General features: G+C 30.5%; 22 protein-coding genes and 1 tRNA gene. 10 read left to right on the top strand and 13 right to left on the bottom strand.

From position 1 onward, the window contains the following. Positions 1-132 precede the first annotated feature (132 nt). From SMGD1_RS00940 to SMGD1_RS00955, 4 genes are all read left to right on the top strand, one after another. Positions 133-1,230, top strand: a complete 1,098-nt coding sequence (locus SMGD1_RS00940; protein WP_008338620.1) for a glycerol-3-phosphate dehydrogenase/oxidase — start codon at positions 133-135, stop codon at positions 1,228-1,230. Positions 1,231-1,343: 113 nt separating this feature from the next. Beyond that, positions 1,344-2,690 (top strand): hypothetical protein, encoded by a 1,347-nt coding sequence (locus tag SMGD1_RS00945; protein WP_008338256.1) that lies wholly within the window; start codon positions 1,344-1,346, stop codon positions 2,688-2,690. A 19-nt stretch (positions 2,691-2,709) separates the two neighbouring features. Next, positions 2,710-3,465: a substrate-binding periplasmic protein gene (locus SMGD1_RS00950; RefSeq protein WP_008338639.1), complete on the top strand. Its 756-nt coding sequence runs from the start codon at positions 2,710-2,712 to the stop codon at positions 3,463-3,465. Then, positions 3,443-5,785: an EAL domain-containing protein gene (locus tag SMGD1_RS00955; RefSeq protein WP_008338572.1), complete on the top strand. Its 2,343-nt coding sequence runs from the start codon at positions 3,443-3,445 to the stop codon at positions 5,783-5,785. Before SMGD1_RS00950 ends, SMGD1_RS00955 begins: the two co-directional genes overlap by 23 nt. An 8-nt stretch (positions 5,786-5,793) precedes the next feature. Here the strand turns inward: SMGD1_RS00955 and SMGD1_RS00960 are convergent, their stop codons facing one another. Beyond that, the gene (locus SMGD1_RS00960) at positions 5,794-6,321 is read right to left on the bottom strand and encodes a 3'-5' exonuclease (RefSeq protein ID WP_008338591.1); all 528 of its coding nucleotides are present in this window, start codon (positions 6,319-6,321) and stop codon (positions 5,794-5,796) included. A gap of 52 nt (positions 6,322-6,373) precedes the next feature. Continuing rightward, the gene (locus SMGD1_RS00965; protein WP_008338602.1) at positions 6,374-6,802 is read right to left on the bottom strand and encodes a globin domain-containing protein; all 429 of its coding nucleotides are present in this window, start codon (positions 6,800-6,802) and stop codon (positions 6,374-6,376) included. 155 nt (positions 6,803-6,957) lie between these two features. Between SMGD1_RS00965 and SMGD1_RS00970 the strand changes: the two genes are divergently transcribed. Beyond that, entirely contained in the window at positions 6,958-7,338 is a 381-nt protein-coding gene (locus SMGD1_RS00970; protein ID WP_008338504.1) for a hemerythrin domain-containing protein, read from the top strand. Here SMGD1_RS00970 and SMGD1_RS00975 read toward each other — a convergent pair. After that, positions 7,331-7,840 (bottom strand): toxin-antitoxin system YwqK family antitoxin, encoded by a 510-nt coding sequence (locus SMGD1_RS00975; protein WP_008338414.1) that lies wholly within the window; start codon positions 7,838-7,840, stop codon positions 7,331-7,333. The two genes, SMGD1_RS00970 and SMGD1_RS00975, sit on opposite strands and share 8 nt — an antisense overlap. A gap of 70 nt (positions 7,841-7,910) precedes the next feature. After that, positions 7,911-8,057, bottom strand: a complete 147-nt coding sequence (locus SMGD1_RS14680) for a hypothetical protein (RefSeq protein ID WP_008338633.1) — start codon at positions 8,055-8,057, stop codon at positions 7,911-7,913. Positions 8,058-8,236: 179 nt separating this feature from the next. On the opposite strand from SMGD1_RS14680, the gene SMGD1_RS00980 reads away from it, so the two are divergent. Beyond that, positions 8,237-9,175 (top strand): DUF302 domain-containing protein, encoded by a 939-nt coding sequence (locus SMGD1_RS00980; protein WP_008338585.1) that lies wholly within the window; start codon positions 8,237-8,239, stop codon positions 9,173-9,175. A gap of 103 nt (positions 9,176-9,278) precedes the next feature. On the opposite strand, the gene SMGD1_RS00985 is transcribed toward SMGD1_RS00980, so the two are convergent. From SMGD1_RS00985 to SMGD1_RS01000, 5 genes are all read right to left on the bottom strand, one after another. Next, positions 9,279-10,913 carry an inorganic phosphate transporter gene (locus SMGD1_RS00985; protein ID WP_008338319.1) on the bottom strand — a complete coding sequence of 545 codons (1,635 nt, stop codon included), beginning with the start codon at positions 10,911-10,913 and terminating at the stop codon, positions 9,279-9,281. 211 nt (positions 10,914-11,124) lie between these two features. After that, positions 11,125-11,454 (bottom strand): hypothetical protein, encoded by a 330-nt coding sequence (locus SMGD1_RS00990; protein WP_008338656.1) that lies wholly within the window; start codon positions 11,452-11,454, stop codon positions 11,125-11,127. A 63-nt stretch (positions 11,455-11,517) separates the two neighbouring features. Next, on the bottom strand, positions 11,518-11,979 hold the full coding sequence (locus SMGD1_RS00995; RefSeq protein WP_008338160.1) for a J domain-containing protein: 462 nt from the start codon (positions 11,977-11,979) through the stop codon (positions 11,518-11,520). A 177-nt stretch (positions 11,980-12,156) separates the two neighbouring features. Beyond that, a tRNA-Tyr gene (locus SMGD1_RS14685) sits at positions 12,157-12,226 on the bottom strand. 202 nt (positions 12,227-12,428) lie between these two features. After that, positions 12,429-14,753, bottom strand: a complete 2,325-nt coding sequence (locus SMGD1_RS01000) for an ankyrin repeat domain-containing protein (RefSeq protein ID WP_241761414.1) — start codon at positions 14,751-14,753, stop codon at positions 12,429-12,431. Positions 14,754-15,069: 316 nt separating this feature from the next. Between SMGD1_RS01000 and SMGD1_RS01005 the strand changes: the two genes are divergently transcribed. The 3 genes from SMGD1_RS01005 to SMGD1_RS01015 all read left to right on the top strand — a co-directional run bounded on the left by SMGD1_RS01005 (position 15,070) and on the right by SMGD1_RS01015 (position 18,016). Next, on the top strand, positions 15,070-15,915 hold the full coding sequence (locus SMGD1_RS01005; protein WP_008338209.1) for a viperin family antiviral radical SAM protein: 846 nt from the start codon (positions 15,070-15,072) through the stop codon (positions 15,913-15,915). Further along, complete coding sequence (locus SMGD1_RS15105; protein ID WP_039920174.1) at positions 15,905-16,141, top strand: type II toxin-antitoxin system HicA family toxin; 237 nt, start codon at positions 15,905-15,907, stop codon at positions 16,139-16,141. Before SMGD1_RS01005 ends, SMGD1_RS15105 begins: the two co-directional genes overlap by 11 nt. A 744-nt stretch (positions 16,142-16,885) precedes the next feature. After that, positions 16,886-18,016: a hypothetical protein gene (locus SMGD1_RS01015; RefSeq protein WP_008338453.1), complete on the top strand. Its 1,131-nt coding sequence runs from the start codon at positions 16,886-16,888 to the stop codon at positions 18,014-18,016. Between the two features lie 1,433 nt (positions 18,017-19,449). Here SMGD1_RS01015 and istB read toward each other — a convergent pair. From istB to SMGD1_RS01035, 4 genes are all read right to left on the bottom strand, one after another. Beyond that, positions 19,450-20,208 carry an IS21-like element helper ATPase IstB gene (gene istB, locus SMGD1_RS01020; protein WP_008338275.1) on the bottom strand — a complete coding sequence of 253 codons (759 nt, stop codon included), beginning with the start codon at positions 20,206-20,208 and terminating at the stop codon, positions 19,450-19,452. Between the two features lie 16 nt (positions 20,209-20,224). Further along, positions 20,225-21,766 (bottom strand): IS21 family transposase, encoded by a 1,542-nt coding sequence (gene istA / locus SMGD1_RS01025; protein ID WP_008340375.1) that lies wholly within the window; start codon positions 21,764-21,766, stop codon positions 20,225-20,227. 154 nt (positions 21,767-21,920) lie between these two features. Then, a complete protein-coding gene (locus SMGD1_RS14510) occupies positions 21,921-22,172 on the bottom strand; it encodes a DUF1294 domain-containing protein (protein ID WP_241761415.1) in 252 nt (83 codons plus the stop codon). Then, positions 22,169-22,894, bottom strand: a complete 726-nt coding sequence (locus tag SMGD1_RS01035) for an endonuclease (protein WP_008338326.1) — start codon at positions 22,892-22,894, stop codon at positions 22,169-22,171. The genes SMGD1_RS14510 and SMGD1_RS01035 overlap by 4 nt, the downstream gene beginning before the upstream one ends. Positions 22,895-22,982: 88 nt before the next feature. Between SMGD1_RS01035 and SMGD1_RS01040 the strand changes: the two genes are divergently transcribed. Continuing rightward, positions 22,983-23,756 (top strand): S1 family peptidase, encoded by a 774-nt coding sequence (locus tag SMGD1_RS01040; RefSeq protein ID WP_171800996.1) that lies wholly within the window; start codon positions 22,983-22,985, stop codon positions 23,754-23,756. Positions 23,757-23,889: the final 133 nt, after the last annotated feature.

Raw genomic sequence — 23,889 nt, forward strand, 5'->3', positions numbered from 1 at the left:
ATAACTATAACTCCAATAGTATTAATATAAGCTTTTATAATATTGTTGAATTAACAATGTGACTTACCTAATAATATAGTCCATTTTATCTTTTATATTTATCTTAGATATAATCAATGTAAAGGATATTTTATGCATATCAAATATGATGTTGTCATTCTTGGTGCAGGAATCAACGGTATAGCAATTGCAAAAGCTTTGGCATTAGAGGAAAAGAAAGTTCTTGTAATAGAGAAAAACCATATTGCATCTGGTGCTTCGTCTCATTCATCAAGACTTATACATGGTGGACTTCGTTATCTTGAACACTTTGAATTTTCCCTTGTAAGAGAAGCTTTAAATGATCAACAATATCTTTTAGAAACCTATCCTGATTTAGTAAAACTCCGTCATTTTTATCTTCCCATCTACAAAAACTCAAAACGACCCGTATGGATGATTCGTCTTGGACTATGGCTTTACAGTTTTTTTGCAAAACATGAACATAAGGCAGTAGAAGTCAAAAAAAAAGATTTTTTAGATAAGTTCAAATCCATAAAAGAGAAGAACCTAAAAGCAGTCTTTAAATACTTCGACGGAAAAACAGATGATTATGCACTAACACAACAAATAGCTCAAGAAGCTAAAGTCCAAGGAGTAGAGATACTCGAAGAGACAGAACTAAAAACAGTTCTAATAGATGATGAAATAATTAAGATAGAGACAAGTGATGGATATGTTGAGACAAACCTGATTATCAATGCTACAGGCGCATGGATAGATGAGATTAATGCGAAGTTTAATCTACCTTCATCTTACAGCATTGAAAAACTCAGCGGCATTCATCTTGTCATAGACAGAGTCCTCACTCCCGAACCGCTCATACTTGAGACTGCAAGTAAGCGTATCTTCTTTATCATCCCTGAGATTAACACTACGATTATAGGTACTACAGAGCGAAGTGAAGACTCAAACGTGGATGATATAAAGATAGACGACGAGGATGTTGAGTATCTACTAAGAGAGAGTAACAGGTATCTAAAATCAGAATTAAATCGAGATGATATAAAAGAAGTATATATAGGTACAAGACCAATCATCAAAAGTCATAAAGACCCTACTATGATGTCTAGAGAGTATAAACTAGACCTTCATCACATTGGTAAAAACAGAGTCATGCATGTATATGGAGGAAAGCTCACAACCTTCCCATCTTTAGCCAGACGAGCTGTTGAAATATTAATAAAATAGTAGATGCAATACAAATCAAGTATTTTAACTTAACATAATTATTAGTTATTTTTACTAAGTATATTTTTTTCGATATAAGTTATACTTTAATTAAATCACAACGGGGAAATACTATGAAAACTCTACGTTTTCTTTTTGTTATTCTATTTGTAATGTTTTCTGACTTAGCCAATGCAGAAGATACTCCAAAAATAGATACAAAATATGGTGAGGTCTCAGGGTTAATCCGCTTTTTCTATGTTTTTGATGCATCTTATATAAAAAGTGGTCGTGCAAAAGATTACAGTATTGATGGTAGTGCTATTGGTGGCCATATCCGTTATACTTCACCTACCTACTCAAACTTCGGAGCTTCCACAGCACTTTACTATGCCCAAGATACAGGACTTAATGATTTCGATGATCCAAATACAATAGGTGCAGCGGGACGCTTTTTCACAAAAGACTATTCTGCTAAAGGTGTATTAGGAGAATTGAACTTTTTTTATAAAGATAAAGAGCACCATGCTATTGTAGGTAGACAGAAAATAAGTTCACCTATAACTAATTCAATATACACATATATGCCTAATATGTTCGAAGCGCTATATTATTCAAATAAAAGTTTCAATGCTAACGAGTTTATAGTTTTACATATCGATAAAATGGCTTACGGTACAAGAGCACCAGTAGAGTTTGGACTAATTGGTGAAACAACTAGAACAGCCGGTGCAACACAAAATGCAATAGATATACGTGGAAAGTTTTTACCAATTGAGCAGCAAATATTGGCAGACGATACAAGTAAGACAAACGGTATTACCGGTATTGCTCTAATAAACACTTCTTTAGCTAATACAACTCTTCGTATGTGGGACTTTTATGCATACGACATTATAAATATGTTCTATTTAGATGCTGAGTATAAAAACAAATACAATAATGTAAACTACACATTTTCAGCACAATATCTTAATGTTAGAAGTGTAGGTAAAGACTTAGCCTCTGCTTGGTTGGATGCTAATAGTGCAGATCTATTTGGTTTAAAAGTGGGAATAAACTACAAGAACATCTCCGCCTATATTGCATATAACCATTCAGGCAATGCAAAAATATTAAACCCTTGGGGAGGAGATCCTGCATATACCTCTTCATTTTTTTCGAGAAATGCCTATAGAGCCAATGTAGACGCATATAAACTCGGAGCAAACTTCGCATTTACTAAAAACTTTAAAATAATAGCAAGCCATGCTGATTACGGACGCTCTACAACAGATGGTACATTTTCTCCAGCTAAACCTGTAGAAGCACCAGCACAGCCAAGAGGAGATGCTATGGAGTCTTCTTTATTATTTTCATATAATCCGATACAATCTATAAATATATTAAGCGGTGCTATTTATAAAACCAGCGAATATTTTTATGAGAATAAACAGGTAGAGCTTCTAGATCTTGATCTAGTAATTACCTACAGATTCTAAATAGGAAAAGGATAAAATCATGAAAAAAATTATTTTAATACTTTTTTTATCACTCTCTCTTTTACATGCAGATAATCTAACGCTTAGCATTACTTCAGGTTTTGATGCTCCTGAAACAAATTTGATACATTCGGTACTTAAAGAGGGTTTTAAAAGAGCAAAAATTGGTTTACACTATCATACACTTCCAAATCAACGTTCACTAATCAATGCTAATCGTGGAATTTATGATGGCGAAGCCGCAAGAATATGGGAAATAAACAAACTATATCCAAACCTTGTTCGTGTTCCGGTTTCAATCCATTCAATTGATTTAGTAGTTCTGAGCCGAAAAAAGATTTTTATTACTAAAGTATCTGACCTTAAAAATTACCATGTTGGGGTAATAAGAGGAATGAAAATAGCAGAAAAAATAGCTAAAAATGCAAAACCTCTTTCTATTACAATAGCAACGAATCACATTACCCTTGTTAAGATGCTCTCCAACGATAGATTAGATCTAATCGTAACAAACAAGATTGGACTACTTACAGATCTTAGTAAGAGTATAGAGAAAGGATTTTACCTAGTTGAGAAGCCTATCTTATCTCGTCCCTTATATATGCATCTGCACAAAAAACATAAAAATCTAATTCCAAGACTGGAAAAAGCATTTGAGTCTATGCTAAAAGATGGTACTATTAAAAAGATACAAGACAGTTTTCTAAATGATATTGAGGACAAAATAAAAGATACACTAAAGGTGATAAAAGATGATTCACAATTTTCTTTATAACTATTTTATTGATAGAAAAGTCTCTTTTAAACTTCTAATACTTACACTGCTTTTCAGTGCTCTAATAACTCTCATGATTACAATAGTACAATTATATATAGACTACAAAAATGGTATGAAAGCGATTGATACACAGTTTTCTCTAGTAGAATCCAGTTATTTAGCAAGTGTTAATCAAAGTATATGGGTATTTGACAATAAACAGATAATATTGCAGCTTGATGGAATCCTTAACCTACCTGATATTGAATATGCAGCTATTGATTTAATTGAGGGTGAACACTATGAACGCGGAAGTATTCTTGATAAGAAACATGCTCAAAAAAAGTTCAACCTGCACTATCATCATAATTCACAAGATATAGAACTAGGAGAACTCACTGTAATTGCTGATTTGAGTAACCTCTATAAACAACTTACAGATAAAATAATAATTATATTATTCTCACAAGGTATAAAAACATTTCTTACCTCATTTTTTATTCTATTTATTTTTCAAAGACTGGTAACACGTCATCTTGAGCATATAGCAAAATACACTAAAATGTTAAGAATAGATACAAAACCAGAACAGTTGAGTCTAAATAAAACAATATCAACATCAAAACGTGATGAACTTGACAATCTTACCCAAGCAATAAATACAATGCAGGACGAACTTTACAAATCTTTTTTAAATATATCTGCGGAACTAGAAGCCAGAAATAAAGCAGAAAAAACTCTACTTGAATATAAGAAAGCATTAGATGCAAGTGCCTATGTTTCAAAAAGTGATCTAAATGGAGACATAACATATGTAAACGATGCTTTATGTAGTGCTACAGGTTACACAAGAGATGAACTTATTGGTAAACCTCATAATATCTTTAAACATAAAGAGACTCCAAAAGAGATTTACAAAGAGATGTGGGAAACCATACAGAATAAAAATATATGGCAAGGTAATATGATAAATATTAAAAAAGACGGCAGTGCTTTTTATATTACACAAACTATTATTCCAGTACTAGATACCAATGGGGAAATTGTGGAGTATATTGCTTCGCGTTATGATATTACAGAACTTGTAGAAAAAAGAAAAACTTTAGAAAAACAATACAAAACAGATAGGCTCACTACATTAGGGAATCGTTTTAAACTTTTAAATGACATTGAAACCATTGATTCAGCTGCTCTTGCTATTATAGATATAGACTCATTTAAAGAGATAAATGATTTTTATGGTCATGAAATAGGCGACCATGTTATTATAGAACTTTCAAAAAGACTGCTTGAACTTACTAACGATAGATTTGCAGAAGTATATAGATTGCAGGCAGACCAATTTGCATTTTTATGCACAGAGTGCACTACTAAAGATAAATTTGAAAATACGATTAAAAAGTTAGTAGATAAATTAACCAATAATCCAATATATTTTCAACAACATGAGATTTTGCTTAGAGTTACGATAGGTATTGCTTTTGAAAAAAAAGATCTATTTATAAATGCTGATATTGCATTAAAAATAGCAAAACAGGAGAATAAAAACTCTGTCACATATGAAAAGACATTCAATATAGAAGAACAATATAAAAATAATCTTGAATGGACAAAAAAAGTCAAAAAGGCATTAGATGAAGATAGGATAGTCGCATTTTTCCAACCAATATATAATCAACATAACAAAAAAATTGAAAAGTTTGAAGCACTTGTGCGGATGATAGATACAGACGATAAAGTAATATCTCCATTTTTCTTTTTAGAAATTGCAAAAAAAGCAAAACTCTATTCAAAAATTACAATGATTATGATTGACAAGGCTATTGAAGCAGCTAAGTCTCATGATTATGAATTTTCAATAAACCTTACCATAGACGATGTAGTAAATAAAGATGTAGCAACATATTTTCTAGAGAATATAAAAACAAACAATATAGGTCACAAAATAGTAATAGAGCTAGTTGAATCTGAAGGGATAGAGAATTTTGATGAGTTCTACTCTTTTATAGAACAGGCTAAACAGCTCGGTTGTAAATTGGCTATAGATGATTTTGGTACAGGATATTCAAACTTTGAGTACCTTTTAAAACTGGATGTTGACTACATCAAGATTGATGGATCACTTGTTAAAGACATCGACAAAGATAAAAATATGCGTCTAGTTGCAGAAAACATTATCTCATTCGCAAAAATAGCAAACATGCAAACAATTGCAGAGTTTGTATCTCACAAAGAGATTGCAGATATTGTCTCAGCGATTGGAGTGGATTACTCTCAGGGTTATTATTTTGGAGAGCCTGTACCTTATGATGAGATAACAAAATTCACACAGAGGTAATGGACTAACTAATTTAAATTATCATCCATCTTATTTAAAATTTCCAATGTTTTAGTGACATCGTAAATCGCACTATGGTACTGTTCGTCATCAAAGTCAATGTTGTAATATGCACAGGTTTCTATCAGCTTGGGATTTTTTATATTTCCTCTTATATTTCTGGCATCTACAGTTTTTTTATTCTCTTTCATAGTACAGAAGTGTTTCTCAAACGATAGTAAGCTTCCAATATGGCGAAGCTCGAAAGATATATTGTGAGCTACTAATGTTTTAGCATCTTTGCAAAACTCTACAAACTCTGTGTCATCTTCAAAGTGCTCTTCATAAGTAGCCTTTGCACGTAGTCTCTCTAGCCTATCAGGGGATAGTTTATGCACAGCCAATGCATGAGGGTTTACTTCATACTCTGAAAGATAGTAGCGGTGAAAACTGTCTTTTACTACATATTCATCATTTACTTTTTCTACTCGAAATGCAGCTACTTCTATTACATCGTGTATATTTGCTGAGTTTGTCTCAAAATCTAAGATTATCAATTGCTCTCACTCTTTATTTTTTATATAACTGCAATCATATCAAGTTTATGTATTATACGTCAGCATAAGCTAATTTTTCTTGCTCTATTAATACATGAGCTAAAAAGAAATATGCTTCTTTCCATGCATCTAAAACCTCTAGTGTAACAGCATCTCCTAGAACTTTTTTAATAGCTTCTAAGATTGAAATACCTACTATAGGGTAATGTTCTGGTTGTACATTTTTAAGAATATGCGTACTAACCATTTTTTCTATTGCTTTTTCCAATACAATCAGGTTGTCTATATTTGCAGCGTAAGCTCCTACCGCAGCAGCAAGTTTTTTATGCTGATCAGGCTTTGCGTCTTTAAATAACTCTTTTATTTCAGGATGATTTGTGAACATGATCTTATACATTGTTGATGTAATTGCTTCAGCGTTTGCAGCAACTATGGGTGCTGTGGCTTTTACTATTTCTATTGTCTTTGCAGATAATTCCATCTCTTTTCCTTTAAATTGACATACTATAATTATACACTAGCAAAATCATATTATCACAATTTTATGATTAAATAGTATACAGTTAAATTTTAATCATTCTAACTTAATGGTATACTATATGCAACTAAACAAGTAGCCTTAAACCAGAGAGAAATATGAGTAATAACCTACACTTAGATATTAAAATCATGGATGACACACACAGTGAGTTTTTAGAATTATTAGCTAAGATAAAAGTTTGCGAAGATGCTGATTTTTTACCACTCTTTAAAAAGATAATAGAACATACCAGAGGGCATTTCTCTTTAGAAGAAGGTATCATGGAGAAGTACAATTTCAACGAGGCTCAGGTGCACATTGATGAACATAAACGTCTCTTAGGTGAGATGGAGTACTTCTATACCAATGCGCTTAAACTTCCTGTCTTTGGTGAATCGTATATTAAATATTATGCCTATGATAAATTCAAAGACCACATAGTCACTCTTGACACTCAACTTGCAACATATTTAAAAGATAATAATATATCTATATAAACCACTCAGGATGCTCTTGCATGTTTTGTTGTAATTTTTCATATTCAGATTTTGGTAAGTTCTCGACACTGTCCTTATCAACAATTTGAACATTTGTTATATCTACACTATCTTTTCGTAAATATTTAAATACAAGTTTTCCAAGAGCGAAAACTTCTTGTTTAATTATTTCATTATTATCATTATAAGTTATGCATTCACCATGCAACTTTCCATTATCGTATGTTTTAGTACTTTTCACGCTCTTATTTGCTTTAGCAATAGAGTATCTTGTCTCTACCCCTTGTCTTTTATCATCTACAAAATGTTCCAACTTTGACAAAACACCTTTTACTGTAAAGTGTTTAACTTCTGTAATCCCATTTTCTGTATTAATCAGTTCTCTAACATAAGCATCTTTAGCATCGTAATAATGCTTTGTAGTAAATGTATCTCCGAGTATATATGTTTCAGTTTTTATATTTTTGCTTGGATAGTTAATTATTTTGTGTTTTTCTCTCATGATAGTCCTTATATGCGAAATTGTATCACATTAAGTTTCACTATAAGGACTTTCAATAAAATAAGCAGTACTAGTCTAAATAGCTGATATCGTTGCAATCAGAATAGTCGTAAGACTCCTCTTCATAATTACAATCATATTCATAGTCATTAGTTGACTCTTCATGTTCATAATCATCAAACTCTTCGTCTTCCCTGTCATATATATAAACTAACATGATAAATCCTTTTATCTATAGAGTTAATTAATATATCGAACATTTTATGTTTACTATGTAATATAACTTTTGTTGCATATAAGGACAAAAAAGTTATCACAAAAATATATACTGTAGTTTCATAGCTATTTTATATATTAATATAGTAAAATGCAATCATATTAAATTAAAGGGTACAAATGAAAAAGATTTATTCAATCTTTATAGGTGCATTTTTAGCACTAGGAGTAAGTGTTTGCTCAGCAGACAGTTCAAGTATGCAAGAACAAAATCTTAGAATATTTAGTGTTGACAACTCAAAAGGTGCGATTAACGCTAAGAGTATTGAAAAAGCTTTTAATGCTAGTGGCGTTAAAGTTGATGTTAACAACGATATGAATTCTATTTTTTCAAAAAGATATGGTTTTGTTCACCACAAAGCTTATAACTTAGCAATATTTACGAATGAAAAATTGGTTTTAAAACTGATGAAAAAATATCCTAACATAGGTTTCATAACACCTCTGTCAATGTCTATTTATGAGAATGCTGCAAACAAGACTATTAATATTTCTACATTGTCTTTACACGGTATGGCAAGAATCACTAAAATCCCTGTAACAAATCCAGACTTAATCGCTTACGCTGCTTCTGTAGATGCTGCACTTCATAAAGCATTGCCAAATGGCAAATATGTTCCTGTAAGCCATAATGTAAAACCTTCAGACAAGCCATTGACTACTGAGTTTACAAAAGAGTTCGAACTTGAAGAAGGCACTACATATACAGATGCAAAAACAGCATTTGAGGAAGAGTTTGAAGGTGAATTAGGACCAGTTGGTTTTTTAATACCAAAATCTTATAATTTGCAACATGATGATTATGATTTTTTTGATACATACTCAATCATTAGATTTAATGCTATATTTCCAGTATCTAAAAATCATCCAGATGCAGGTGCTTTTGCTCCTTTCTCATTGGTTATTTACAAGAAAAAAGATGAAGAGACAGCACATATTGGTTTTCCGTCAATTGACAACTGGATAAGTGATCTTGATATCAGTGATGAAGAGTCAATTAAAGCCGTTAATGAAACTCAGGGCAAGATTAAAAAAATTCTTACAGAACTTACTGAATAGATAGTTTTATCTGCTATTAGTATATCTACTCTCTTTAAAAAAAGTAGATATACTTCCACTACAGACAAGTACTTTTAATTGTATAATGGTGACAGTGTAAATATTAAAGCACAATTCCCTTAATCATAAAAAATATTGCTGCCGATAAAATAGCGGCTGCAGGAACTGTTATTATCCAAGCTGCTATAATTTTCTTAACTGCATCTCTTTTTACGTATTTAACTTTTTCTACACTTTTCAACTGTTTCTTAGACTCTTTTATTCTATCTTCTTCTACATCAATCATTTTATACAGATCAACGATTCTTATATAATCATCTTTTTGCTTATCATCTTTTAATTCTAATGTTTTAAGTTCAGCACCGTATGCTCTTAAAAGGATTTTTTCATCTCTAAGAGTTGCTTGCTCATGTCTTATAATATTTTTTTCATAAGATGGCTCAAGAAATTCTCTTAAAAAACCAACACCAAATATACCACCAATAGCAATATGAGTAGAAGAAACAGGAAGACCAAGCTGTGAAGCTATAATCACAGTTATAGAAGCGGACATTGCTACTGAAAATGCTCTCATCTGATCAAGTTCTGTTATTTCACCACCTACAGTTTTAATCAGTTTTGGTCCATAAAGAGCTAGTCCAATTGCAATACCTAAAGCTCCAACACCCATAATCCAAAATGGAATGCCTGCCTTAGATGAGATTCCACCAGTAATCACAGCATCACTGATCGCAGCTAATGGTCCAATTGCATTTGCAACATCATTTGCTCCATGAGCAAAACTTAATAGTGCCGCTGCAAAAATAAGAGGTACTGTAAAAAGTAAATTTATTCCAGCTCTAGTGTTATCAAGTTTAGCAGCTCTGGCTGTGACAGTTTTTTTAACTATGAAGTAGACAATTGCTGCAATGATTAATCCAAAAATTGCTGCAACAATAAATGAAGGTTTTTTCTCATCTGGAAGAAAAGACAAGACATCAACAATCGAAGGCCAAATCTTTTTAAGACCTTTTAAAGTTAAGTAAGTAACAAATGCCCATGACATAATGGCTACAAAGATAGGCACCCATATCTTGGCTGCGGTTATTTTATCTTCTTTATAGACCATTGTCTTTTTAATAGCAAACAAAAATATTGCAGCTATCACACCACCTAAAACAGGTGAGATAATCCATGAAGCTGCAATCTTACTCATTGTTCCCCATGATACTATACTAAAGCCTGCCGCTGCGATACCGGCACCCATAACACCACCAACGATTGAGTGTGTAGTTGAAACCGGTGCTTTTACAGCAGTTGCAAAGTTTAGCCATAAAGCAGCTGCTAAAAGTGCAGCCATCATCGCCCAAATGAATGGATCTACATTTCCGCCAAATGCATTTATATCAATAATACCTTTTTTAATTGTTTCAACAACATCACCACCGGCGATAAAGGCACCACCAGCTTCAAAAATAGCAGCAATAACTATTGCTCCACCCATAGTAAGAGCTTTTGAACCAACAGCTGGTCCAACGTTATTGGCAACATCGTTAGCTCCGATGTTCATTGCCAGATACGCACCAAAAAGTGCTGCAATTGCCAGAAACATACTGTTTGGAACACTACCAAGACTCAAAAAACTGTAGGCAAGAACTGCCACCATAAAAAAGAGTGCAAGACCTAGTCTAATAAAGTCTACCCCACTACTTTCCAAAGCCTCTGTTTGCATCTTTTTAACTGTTTGAATCATTTCCATTGGCTATAATCCTTTTGTTATCTAATATTACATCTTTGATTAAATATAGTTGCTATTAGATGTATGATAGCATTATTATTTATATAAAATACTGAGCAAATATAAAAAATATCTTCTCGCCAAATATGCCAACTGACGCGCTAAAATATACAAACTCTATGTAATGAAAATAGCTTAAAATTGAGCTTAAAGCTTCATTATTGACAAGCCTCTATTTAACTTTATTTTTAACAGCTAATGATTTAGCTTTTTCTTCTAAATTATAAAAATCTAATGTGTCAATTAAGTTTATGACTTCAGTTTGAAATTTATTCTTAGCCGCTTCAGCTAAACGTTGATATTCATCCATATTATAATCATCAACATTTTCCATTTCTTCAACATAATAGTTAAAATCATTCTCTGATTCTTCTAATAACTCGACAAAATCGTTTGCACTATGAAAATTTTTTACGTCATGCAATGCTCCACCTCTAATAGCATGTAGTCTATCATGCAATGTTTGCTCAAGCTCTTTTAGTAAATCTTGCAATTCTTCCAAATTTCTCATCTTTCAAGTAATTTAAAATGGATTTTATCGAAAAAAATATTAAACACAAGTCCACTACCTTCTAGCATCTTTAATAGCGGAGTAAGCTTCATTGATATTTTGTGTTTTTTCTTCTGCAAACTTTAGTATCTCTTCTGAAAGATCTTTGCTTGCGAGAGAATCATAATGATATTCTTTCATTAATCTTCTATAGTTTGCTTTTATTACATCGAAACTATCTGTTTTTTGAGATTCTAAAATTGCATAATATTTATCTAGATTACTTTGTGGCTGAGTATAGTTGGTTTGATTTTGAGAATATCGCCTATACTGAAATTTAGAAGAGCGACTATACTTATTTGGATTTATTATTGACAGACCAATTATAAGAAAAAAATTGAATGGAAAAAAAAGTATGCTTGGTGCAAATATAAGTAATAGTATGCCTATTATAATACTTCCAAAACAAAACCCCAACCACATAAATTCAAGAAAAACACCAAAAGCAATTATCACGAGACCTAAAATCATTTTCATATTATTGTAAAACCTTTCTATTTCTATAACGAATTATAGACTTAATTTAGGTAAAAACTACATAATGCTAGAATCAGCGTCTTTATTTAATTTATAAAGTGCTCACATAATGGAAACTTAAACGATATTTTGATTTTTATAATTTTTTGGAAATTCAATATTTAGGAAGTTTGTAAGTGGTGGGTCCTGCGTGATTCGAACACGCGACCACTCCGTTATGAGAGCCTATAATATCGCTCAAAAGCCCTAAAAACAGGGATTTAAAATTTTACTGTAACCGCAGATAACCGCTTTCAGTAGCAGAATGGTGACAAAGATATTCATCTAAATATATTACTTAATGAAAAAATATATTGCTATTATGTATATGTAATTATTAATAGAATTTTCTAGCTTGTAGGAGACATTCCATTGAAAGTGTTGTAGGTTCAATCTTTGTGTGAATATTATCAAACTAATTTTTCAAATAAAGACCTATTCTCATTTTGAATGGCATAATGAATTGCTTTATGATTAGAGGTTGTTCTAACATCTTTATCAGCACCATTTTTTAAAAGTTTATCAACTAAAATTTCTTCATTAAGTTGCGTAGCAAGTATCAGAGGTGTCAAACCTTCTTTTACAGGTATGTTTACATCTGTTGTTGCATTTAATATCAAATCAAAGATTTTGTATAAATTATCTAAATTTTCAGTGTAGTATAGTTCTAATATGAGCGTCTTGTCAGTTAATAAAGCATTTTTTATTTGCTGAAAATTTTTATCATTATTTTTCAGATTAAACCAATCTTCTTTGTCACTATCAAACACTGCATTAATCATATTAGAAGTTCTTAATATCTTTTTCATCTCTGTTTTTAATTCAAAAGGATTTTCTTTTATAAACTTTTTATCTGATAAATCTAATACTTTATCTACTCCATTTTTTACTATATTTATAATAGTAATACAATAATATAAAGGTGTTTGTTCATCCAATGATATCTTCTGGTTGATATCAATACCATTATTAATTAATAGTTCTACAATATCTACTAAACCTCTGTTAATAGCATAAGATAGAACTGTTTCTTGTTTTTTTATAAGCTTGGCATTAAGAGCATCTTTTGACATTTTAGGAATCAATAATTTTGCAATTTTTATATTTTCTTTTTTTATTTTATTTTCTAAAGTAGCTATTAGTGCAGTATAGTTGTCTATATTTCTTATATAGTTTACATCTGCCCCATTCTGTACTAGTTTACGTACTCCAGCATAATCAGCCTTGAATGAACAATGCATTAATTGAGAAACCTTATTTGAATAAACTTTTTTGATTTCTTTATCTGGACTAGTAAAATCTATCTTTACATTATTATCTTTATATACTATTCCCTTATTTCTCAGTATATCAGTAAAGTTTGCTTCTTTTGTTCCAGTATATAAGTTTGTAAAGTAGGAATCAAATTGTTTTTTTATGTCATTTAAAAAGTATTGATTAATTTCATTTGGTAAATCATCTATTAATTTATACAAATATGATTCCATATAAAAAGTTGTGAATGCACTTTTAGCATTGATTAAATCTAATTGCTCTTTTCTTGTATCTTGTGCTGATACAATCAGCCCCTCTTTAATGACATCTTTTATATTTGAGCCCATACAGTTTTTACCGAATTTTAATGTTACTAGATAATGTTCTGTAGATTTTTTATATTCTCTTTTTTGAGCAAAGTGTCGTGCCTTTATAAAGTGATAATATGGATTTTCAAAAATATCATATGACTCTTCAAAGTTTTTTATTTGAACTAAAAAGTTTGCTTCACTATCTTCAGTTTTTTTATTATTAGGATAAGTAAAAGTGTTTAAGGGAGCTAATAATTCGCTATATTTTTGAAACTCTTTATTGATAATAGTAATATCTATATTCTGCAAATCTTCATATTGAATCCTTCCATTCAAATATCTGATTGGCAACGTACTGTCAATTCTTTTAAAAAAATCATCTTCGTTTATTAGATACAAGTTTTTTTGATGCTCATGAGCTTCTCTAATAAACTTTTTAATTTCATCTTTTTCATTGGGAATATATCTATCATTTTCTTTAACTCTAGAAACTAAATAAGAAGACAAATGAGTATTATGATAAAAATATATATCCAAATACCATTGAATTAGATGTTGGCTCATTGTTGGATAGTACTTTTTAAGTGATTTTTCAAATTCTCTATTATCATTTGAATTATTATAATATAAAGACTTTAGTGCACTTAAAAATCTAAAATGTTCAATAAGTCTAATTGTCAACTCATCCTCAAAATATCCTATTGATTTTTCATACAAATACTGCATTACTTTAGCAAGTTTAAAATATGTTTTCAACTCATTTTTTGTAAATTCTGTTGAATACTTGTATAAGCCTTTTACAAATATATCTACGTGCTTGCTATCAGGTATACTTTTCCCATTAATCCAGTTATACACATCTTTATTTATAGAGTCATAACCTAAGTTTTTATTTTTATTTAAAGCTTCAGATAAAATATCTTTTATTATTATATCGTTACTATTAAAAGATTTTTCTATTATTTTAAATAACTTTTGTATTGCATTCACTTTTTTATCAGGAACAATAAGATTTATGATTGTTTGAAGTTTTTTAGTAGGAAGTAGTGATTCAACAAGGGGAATAAAGGTATGAATTAATTCTATAAAATCTAGTTGTCTTTGAGAACACGCTAGCGTCTCATTATTAGTTTTAAGTTGCTGATAATATGACAGAAATTCTTTTATCAACAATTCACAATATACAGCCTCTTCACTTCTTATATTATCAAAAAAGACATCCAATATATCACTAACAATTGTATCCAACAGATCATGATACTCCTGAGATGAGATTTCTCTTTCTTTGATAAATCTTTGATATGGTTTTTGAAGTTTTTCACCCTGCACTATATTTAAACTCTTCACTAAAAAGTCTAATATAAACCCATTTGTTCTGTACTTTGCAAATGTTATTTTTATTTTTTGCACTTTCGTGTCCACATGATTTCCTATATTAAAACTACCCTAAAAACTAAAATTCGTTCATATTAACACAGGAGTTCAAATGAACGAAATAACAATAAATTGGCACATTATACAACAATGTAATTATAAATGTACTTACTGCTTTGCAAAGTATAAAAGGTCTTTTGAAAAAGAGATTCAAGTATCAAAAAAAGACATTGAGGTTCTTTTAAATAAAGTTTATTCTTTTTTTTCTCAAGAGTATAAAGGCACCGTAGTAAGACTAAATATAGCAGGTGGGGAACCAACACTATCCAGAAATATAGATTTTATAATTAAAAAAGCTTATGAAATAGGATTTAAAGTATCACTAATAAGTAATTCTTCAAAAATAACAAACAGGTTTATAGAATCAAATGCTAAATATCTATCTATGTTTGCCATTAGTATTGATAGTATTGAAAAATCTACAAATTTAAATATTGGAAGAAGTTACAAAAATGAGATTCTAGATGTATCAAGAATCATTAAGAGTATTGAGCAATTCAGAAAAATAAATAAAAATATTCAGATTAAAATAAATACAGTAGTAAATGAGCATAACTATCAAGAATATTTAGGTCATTTTATAGATCTTATAAATCCAATTAAGTGGAAAGTTTTTCAAGCTTTATCTATGGACAAAGATATAGAATATTGCTCTATTGAGCAATTTAATGTATTTTTAGACAAGCATGAAGGTATAGATTCAAAAATTTATATAGAGTCAAATGATGATATGAAAGATTCATATATTATGATTGATCCACACGGTAGATTCTATCAAAACACAAATATCACATATAACTATAGCGATTCAATATTGAATTCAAGTGTTGCAGATGCTTTTCAATCTATAGAATTTAATCTAAATAAATTCAATAAAAGATATAAAAATGAAATATAGTATCAATGTTAGAACCTTTAAAAAACTACTAAAACATTACGGTTTTGGTATTAAAAGGCAGAATGGGTCACATGCAATTTATTCAAATGGCAATCTTTCTAGAGTCTTTACTATGGAAAAACAAACGCATACTTATTCTCAAGGACATTTAAAAAAGCTTTTAAAAGATTTTAATTTATCAGAATTAAAATTGAGATTTTTTTTAAATAACAAATATCATAAGTAGTTTGAGCAGTAGATTTTACTATAAATAAAGAAGCTTTTATGTTTTAAAATATAGCTTATAATAAGTCCATATTGGAATGTCCCATATAAACTAGACAATTACTAACCCAGTAAAAACCTAATTATCTGAAGACTCTAAATTATATCTTTTTCCCAACTCATTTGGAGATAAATAATCAAGATAACTATGTCTTTTTTTGAATTGTAAAATATTTTTATATATATCTCCGTTATGAGAGCACTTTTTATCGCTTAAAAGCCCTAGATATAGGGGTTTAAAATTTTACTGTAACCGCAGATAACCGCTTTTTGTTGCAGAATAGTGACAATATATTTACTGTAAATCTATATAAAAATTCCAATTAATATTCTAGTTATTATTTATAAATTGTACTACTATTTTATCTAATCAACTGATTAAAAACTTGTCTAGTTTATATGGGTCATTCCACACCATAGTTAATGATAGGTATATTACATAGAATTTAAGAACTAAACGCTGTCGCAAAAAAGAGAACCTTCTTGTATCCACTTAATAAGTACAGTTTTAAGTACAACTTTTAAATATTTAACAATATTCCTCTATATTTAAGTTAGATTGTGTCCTCCACAGCTCCATTAAAACTGGAGTTTGAAAAATAAAGGCTGAAATAATAAAAATATCATAGATACCAAGCTTCATAATACTCCTTTTATTAATTTCTCATATACTTTAAAGTAATAAACATTTACTAAGGAGTATAAGATGCTTAAATTTATTAATAGAGAGCAACTATATAAGCATGTTTGGAGTAATCCTTTTACCAAGTTGGCTCTTAAATATAATGTATCAGCAGTGGAGCTTAAAAAATTATGTAATAAGTTCCTTATACCTGTACCAAAAATGGGTCATTGGCAAAAAATAGCCTTTGGTAAAGAGATATATATACCTCCGCTAACAAGTTATAAATATATTAGTGTCCTACTTAAGAAGAGAAAAGCTATTCCTGTAATCAAAGGAATAGCATCGAATATAAAATTAAAAAAGACTATTTTTCTAGCTGCCAAAAAAACCAAGATAACTGTAAAACAAACATTAACAAGCCCACATACTATTATTGCAAAAACACGAGATAGCTTAAAATCTAAAAAAATAGATGAATATGGAATGATTACATCTGGAAAGGACTGTGCTGATATTAGAATATCACCAGCTAATTACAAAAAAGTTCTTAGAGTATTGGACGCTCTATTTAAGTGGTTTGAAAATAGAGGTTACGAGGTAAATACTTCTAATGGATATGGTACTTGTATTATTATAGATAAAGAGAAAATACAAATAGCAGTAGAAGAAAAATCAACTGTTACAAATACAACTGTTGTTGGAGATGGATTTTGGAAACGGACAGAACGTGAATATACTCCAAGCAATAAAATATCTTTACTTATCAAAAGTTATAATGGTAATACACGAAGAACATGGTCTGCTGGAAAACTTTATACATTAGAAGAACTATTACCAAGCTTTATAGATGGAATATTAAATTTTGCAACTGCAATGAAAGAAAATAAATTAAGAAGAGAAGAGGAAGATAGAAAAAGAAAAGAAGCTCGTATTTTAAAAAGATATAATTCACATTGTGAAGAGTTGGAAAAGAATATGATTGAGCAATTAGAAAAACAAGCTAAAGATTGGAACTTTACTATGCAACTTCAAAACTATATATCAGCCATAGATGATAAAGCAAAAAAAGAAAATGGAGGAACACTAACAAAAGACATGCTTAAATGGATAGAATGGGCCAATCAATATCTTGATAAAATAAATCCTCTTAATGGATCTTTACCATATTATTCTAAAGCAGAAGAATTATTAAGTATTAATCATTTTAATTAAGTTCAAAACAGCCCTATTCTCATCTAAAAAACCGAACTAGAATTTAAATTCTGTGAGACTTATTTTAAGCATGCAAGAAGCCATTAACTATGACATAGGTGAGGCGTAGTATTGTTTTTATGTATATACGCCCAAAAATAGCCTTAAAATTACTCTTATAGCATTTTAAATCTTCCGAAGACCCCTGATTATTTATAATAAAGGCTTTTTTATCATTACGATTTAAATAAACCGCTATTATTTTTTTATGCTAAACCTTAAGAATAATTGGTAAAAAATATATGCTTTCCATGAAATTTTCTTATTTCCGTTTTTTGGCAGTTTCCGAAAAGGCCCTATTTGGACCCATTTGTGTACCCAGTAAAATCGAAAATCGACCTTAGCAGGTATCTTACTCTTTTGATAACTCTTTTTGAACTAATCTTTGATTAGCTTTTGTATTCTTTGCTTGAGCTCATTAGATAACACATTTGTACTCTTTGATTATTATAAATACTATAATAGGGATTTCACGTTTTACAAGCTCTAATCTGCACTATTTAAGAATCATATTTTTTCTAAACTCTCCTTATTTTTCTTCCAATAATCATCAAATTTTATCACTTTTTATTTTCTTCGTAGAAGTAGCAAATAATCTGAAATAACGAACTAAAATTTAACACTAATTTACTGTCTCTATGTCTACTAAAAGCACTCTACTAAATAATAAATTTTGAGGTGCTTTTGCTACATAATTTAATTGTATTTTTAGAATCTAAAAACATTAAATTAGTAAAAAAACAACTTTCTAACTCCCTTAATATTCTCTAATCTAGCACATAGAAAACTAAAACATCCACTACATAATCCATCATTATTTCATGTATTTTTCACAATTACATTTACCGAAAATCGCTTAAATTGTTTTTCTTTTTTATCTATTTCACTCTAAAAAATAGTTGCTAAATCGTTAATTTCACTTTCTAAAATATCAGTAAATACCTCATTTTAAATTAATAAAAACAATGGTTTATCAATTTTATTTGACCCATTATTACTATAAATATCATGTCCAATATTCAGAATATGTGATCTTTTTTAAACAGCTTTTTTGCAATAAACAACTATCTAATAATCAATTTATTTGATTATTTCAGTTACTCAAAATCATAAAAAAAGAGTTTAATACCTTATGATTTTTGATAAATTATGCACTTTAGAAAACTCATTTTCAGAAACTTTGCTGCAGTTTATGTTGTATAAATATAGAAATAAATAGAAGCTGTTTGAGCGAATATAACAATAGCAAACTTGAGTAAAAATGATAATTTCTTAACTTTATGTCTAAACATTATTGCATATGACGGAGTATCCGGACACTGTTGTCGTTTCAGTTCGGACAGTTTAAGAAGAGATATTTTCTGTAACAACATTTTAGCATAAGTGTCCGGATGCTACTCTAGGATTTCCTTATTTTCTATCGTAGATTTCATTTTTCGCATAGATGGTCCGCTTAATTCTACCCTGTGAGAAGAGTGAACAATCCTATCTAAAATTGCGTCAGCAATAGTGTTGTTGTTAAGATAGTTGTACCACTCGCTAACTGGAAGTTGCGAAGTGATAATCGTAGAGTTAATCTCAGTTCTATCTTCTATGATTTCAAACAGATTCGTAGCGTCATCTTCAACTATTGGCGCGACTCCAAAGTCATCAAGAATCAGAAGCTGAAATCTTGAATATTTTTTTAGTAAATTTGTATATGTCCCATCTATTCTTGATATTCGTATCTCCTCAAGCAAGGTGGGTGTTCTTATATAATATGCTCTGTATCCATCAATAATTGCGCGATTAGCCATTGCTTGAGCAATGTAACTTTTACCTGTTCCTGTCTTGCCAGTAATGATGACATTTTGCTTAGCATGTATAAAATTTAATGCAGCAAGCGAATGTATCTGCGTCTTATTTATTTTTCTTCTTGGAGAGAAATCTATAGCATCAATAGCCGCTTGCTTGTCTTTTATTTTTGAAAGTCTAAATGCCATCGTAATGCGCTTATTTCTGAGGAATATATCCTGAGCATCAAGAAGTTGATAAAGTCTATCTTCGAAACTTAGCGTGTTGTAGTTAACATCTTCTATCTGATGCATATATGCATCTTTAAAACCTTTGTAGCTTAACTCAGCAAGTTTATTTATTATTATTGTGTGATCCATTGTGTTATTCCTTTGTTTATTTGTATTCATCCGCACCGCGGATATTAGTGTGTGTATCAAAGAGTGATTGTTTAGGAGTATTTGTGTTATTGGCACTTCTTGCAAGATAGAGTTTTTTATCAAGTATAGACTTGATAGACTTTGTTGTAATAGTTCTCATTTTTGTTGCGTACATAAGTGCTAGTTCCAACTCTGTGTTGCCGTAGAGTTTTGCCAATGAGAGCACAGCAGATATTTTTCTGTATGCTTGAGGATTGTGTTGAACTTCGTCAAACGCGTCTTCTACAAACACACTTGAATATTCTCCAATGTTTTTAGCCCATGAACGAAGTCTATCTGGATTCATCTTTTCATTTATATATTGATGATCATTTGGCATATGTTCATGGAGTGTAGATGTTTCGCCAACTCTTCGTAGTCTTGGATGTGTAGCTATGAGTTTGTGCTTATGGTAAACATATACACTCTGAGTTGAGTATCTTATTTCAACCTCTTCTTTGATGTATTTAAATGGAACTGAGTAGTTACACATTTGAAGTGTAATATGATAGTCCTGATTGACACGAGCAATTTTAAATTGCTTATAAACATAGCTATTCATTGGTAGTGGGTTAAGGTATGGCTTATCAATCTCTTCAAACAGCTCAGTACGGCTTTTTTGCAGATGTTTTATAATTTTAGTGTTGTATCTATCCAAGAGGGAAGCAATAGCATCATTTAATTCATCTACACTAAAGAATTTGTGATGACGAAATCTTGCTAATATATACCGCTGTATCGCTTGAACACCTTGTTCTGCTTTAGGCTTGTCTTTAGGTTTCCTTGGTCTTGCTGGTTCTACTGCAATTGAATAGTGTCTATTTAAGTCTGCATAACTTTCATTTACAACAATTCCATTTTTATTGTTGGAGATGATGGCTGATTTGAGGTTGTCTGGTACAACAACCCTTGGTACTCCAGCAAAAAAGCTATAACACATTACATGAGAATAAATAAAATCCTCTTGTGTTTGACTTGGAGTTGCATGTACAAATGTATATCCACTAGCACCTAACACTGCTACAAATATCTGAGCTTTTTCAACTTCACCAGTTCTTTGATTATAAATTGGCATAGTAAGACCACTGTAATCTACAAAGACCTTTTCTCCTGCGAGATGTGTTTGACGCATGGAGGGATTGAGCGCTTGTTTAAATCTGCTGTAGTATAAACGAAACTGTGTATATTCATATCCATCTGGATTGTCTCTTTTATACTCTTCCCAGAGAAGTTGGAGTGTCACCTTAGTTTTTTTGCGGAGTTTCATCTCTTTATGGAGATAGTTCATGTCGGGCATTGCTCTACGAGAGACTACAACAGAGGAGTGTTCAGGAAATAATTTTAGTCTTAGTGAGTCATCATCTAAAATATTGATTTGCTCAATCTTTAGACCAGAATGTTTAAATCGTTTGATGTAATCAGATATTGTACTTTTAGCTACATTAGTAGCACCTTGTATTCTCCGCAGCGACAAATTCATAACACTATGAAGTTGCAGTACATCACGAACTTGTTTCATCGATATAATCCTCATTCAACACCCTTGTAAAGTAATTTACAATTAGTGTATTTAAATTTAGAAAATATCTCTTTCTTAAATATTATTTAGATGCCGTTTTTTAACCTAAAGTGTCCGAATCATTTCCGGCATCACTGTCCGATTTAAAACGGCATTAGTGTCCGAACTGAATCGGCATTGGTGTCCGATTTGCTCCGTTTTTTGCAAACATTATCATGGCTATAACTGAACCAATTGTTCCACCAAAGAAAGATGAGAGTAAGAGTTTAAACTCAGATATTCTTGAAATTTTTCTGGTATTCTTTAGTGCTAAGAACCTGTCATATGTGTACAAAACAAATGAAAAAAATGTAATAAATATAAGATATATCTGTATATATGTCAGACTAAATGGTAGATCAATCATTGAATAAATGGATTTACATTACCCTGTATTTTAGCAATTCTCTTATTTCTTTCTATCTCCCATTCATTCGCTGGATACTGTTTGTTCCAAGAATTATACTTCTTCAGTTCTTGTTTTGATAGTTTCATCTTGTATCGTTTATTGAAATAAAGGTAGTCTCTAGCTATCACACCTCTAATCTCTTCTCTAACTCTAGCTCTCTTTTGTTTAAATGATACATTGAATTGACACTCGCCATATTGCTTTGGTTGTGCTAGTTCAAAGTCAAATCTAAAGTTCTTTCTATCAGCATTAAGTTCACCTACAGCTGGAAATAGATTGTGCATATCAGCTTGCATTATTTTGTACTTCTTATTAACATTTTCGCAGCATTCACGCCCTTTATAAGCTTTGCCATTCTTCTTAACACACTTACTATTACCTTCTCTCCAACAGGAGAATTGACGACCAAAGTTCTCAGCAGGTATTAGATGTTCCCACTCTATACGTCTGGCTCTTTGATTTACTTTACCTTTTTTAGTTCTTTCATTACGAGGTTTATAACCACATGATTTTCTATTAATCATGTTCTTTTTATCTTTATAGTTGTACTTACAATCACAATAGATAGTAGTTTGATGGTCTCTATATATCTTACGAAGTTCTTTTTTTGATTTAGAAAATGATTCATTGGCTGAGAAAAGTAGTGTAGTTAGTAGTATTATGGATAGAAGTAGTTTCATCTTATTCCTTAGTATCTTTATTCGATATACTACATTATTCTATTTTAAATATGGTTGTAAAATGAATATATTATTTAAAGCTCTCTTATTGTTAGTATTGCTAAACTTATCTTTAACAGCGAATAGTCTTGAATCTAACAAGAGCAAGGTACTGCAAGTTAAAGTTATAAGCATTGCAGATGAAGAAGCATATGGTAGTGCTGTAATAGTCTCTAATAATGGCGACTTAGTTACTGCTTATCATGTAATAAATAATGCTAAAAATGTAGAAGTTATTGATGCCTCTGGTAAAAGTCATTCAGCGATAATTGGTAAAGTATCAGTAGAAGATGATTTAGCATACTTACATATAAAAGACTTTACTCAAGCTCCTGCAAAGCTAGATAATAACACCTCTTGGTCTGAAGATATTTATAGTTTGTCAGGGGAAGGTCTATTATTAAAAGGTATTGTTTCTAAGAAAAACAAGAACTCAATTATCTTAAATTATAAAGTACCACACGGTAACTCCGGTGGAGGTGTGTTTAATGGAGATGGGAAGCTAATTGCAATCGTCTCAAGAACAAGTATTAATGAAGGTATTACATATGCAACTACCGTTGATAAGCTTAATGAAGTAACTGAAGATTTTAAATACCAAAAGGTAGTTGATTTGAAATCCAATAATTACGATTATTCTTATTGCTCAACAAAAAAGACTATTAATACTTGGACTAACCTTGCAAAATCTGATGATATAAAAATGCATACACTACATGCTATCTTTTTAGGCCTATGTGAAAAAGTAAAAAGGAAAGATATGACTACGGAAGAAGCAGACTATGTATTTTTTCAAAATAGAAAAAGATTATTTAACTTTTAATATAATGATATTACTTCACAAAACTCTGAACGGTCTCGCTTTAAATATATAATTTAAAAGCTCACTTTTTTTGTTCCATAATCCCTTAGGGTTTGTGGAACTTTGCAGTTTTTACTTTTTGAACACTTTGTGG

Origin of the sequence: Sulfurimonas gotlandica GD1 (assembly GCF_000242915.1) — a bacterium.
Classification (GTDB): Bacteria; Campylobacterota; Campylobacteria; order Campylobacterales; family Sulfurimonadaceae; genus Sulfurimonas; species Sulfurimonas gotlandica.

What these genes read in the sequence shown, in the direction of transcription:
- SMGD1_RS01035 (WP_008338326.1), bottom strand. Translation starts at nt 22,894, where the DNA reads ATGAAACTACTTCTATCCATAATACTACTAACTACACTACTTTTCTCA.
- SMGD1_RS00985 (WP_008338319.1), bottom strand. Translation starts at nt 10,913, where the DNA reads ATGGAAATGATTCAAACAGTTAAAAAGATGCAAACAGAGGCTTTGGAA.
- SMGD1_RS01005 (WP_008338209.1), top strand. Translation starts at nt 15,070, where the DNA reads ATGAACGAAATAACAATAAATTGGCACATTATACAACAATGTAATTAT.
- SMGD1_RS00975 (WP_008338414.1), bottom strand. Translation starts at nt 7,840, where the DNA reads ATGAGAGAAAAACACAAAATAATTAACTATCCAAGCAAAAATATAAAA.
- SMGD1_RS00940 (WP_008338620.1), top strand. Translation starts at nt 133, where the DNA reads ATGCATATCAAATATGATGTTGTCATTCTTGGTGCAGGAATCAACGGT.
- SMGD1_RS14510 (WP_241761415.1), bottom strand. Translation starts at nt 22,172, where the DNA reads ATGATTGATCTACCATTTAGTCTGACATATATACAGATATATCTTATA.
- SMGD1_RS00995 (WP_008338160.1), bottom strand. Translation starts at nt 11,979, where the DNA reads ATGAAAATGATTTTAGGTCTCGTGATAATTGCTTTTGGTGTTTTTCTT.
- SMGD1_RS00970 (WP_008338504.1), top strand. Translation starts at nt 6,958, where the DNA reads ATGAGTAATAACCTACACTTAGATATTAAAATCATGGATGACACACAC.
- istA (WP_008340375.1), bottom strand. Translation starts at nt 21,766, where the DNA reads ATGAAACAAGTTCGTGATGTACTGCAACTTCATAGTGTTATGAATTTG.
- SMGD1_RS00950 (WP_008338639.1), top strand. Translation starts at nt 2,710, where the DNA reads ATGAAAAAAATTATTTTAATACTTTTTTTATCACTCTCTCTTTTACAT.
- SMGD1_RS00965 (WP_008338602.1), bottom strand. Translation starts at nt 6,802, where the DNA reads ATGGAATTATCTGCAAAGACAATAGAAATAGTAAAAGCCACAGCACCC.
- SMGD1_RS00980 (WP_008338585.1), top strand. Translation starts at nt 8,237, where the DNA reads ATGAAAAAGATTTATTCAATCTTTATAGGTGCATTTTTAGCACTAGGA.
- SMGD1_RS14680 (WP_008338633.1), bottom strand. Translation starts at nt 8,057, where the DNA reads ATGTTAGTTTATATATATGACAGGGAAGACGAAGAGTTTGATGATTAT.
- SMGD1_RS00945 (WP_008338256.1), top strand. Translation starts at nt 1,344, where the DNA reads ATGAAAACTCTACGTTTTCTTTTTGTTATTCTATTTGTAATGTTTTCT.
- SMGD1_RS15105 (WP_039920174.1), top strand. Translation starts at nt 15,905, where the DNA reads ATGAAATATAGTATCAATGTTAGAACCTTTAAAAAACTACTAAAACAT.
- SMGD1_RS00955 (WP_008338572.1), top strand. Translation starts at nt 3,443, where the DNA reads ATGATTCACAATTTTCTTTATAACTATTTTATTGATAGAAAAGTCTCT.
- istB (WP_008338275.1), bottom strand. Translation starts at nt 20,208, where the DNA reads ATGGATCACACAATAATAATAAATAAACTTGCTGAGTTAAGCTACAAA.
- SMGD1_RS01015 (WP_008338453.1), top strand. Translation starts at nt 16,886, where the DNA reads ATGCTTAAATTTATTAATAGAGAGCAACTATATAAGCATGTTTGGAGT.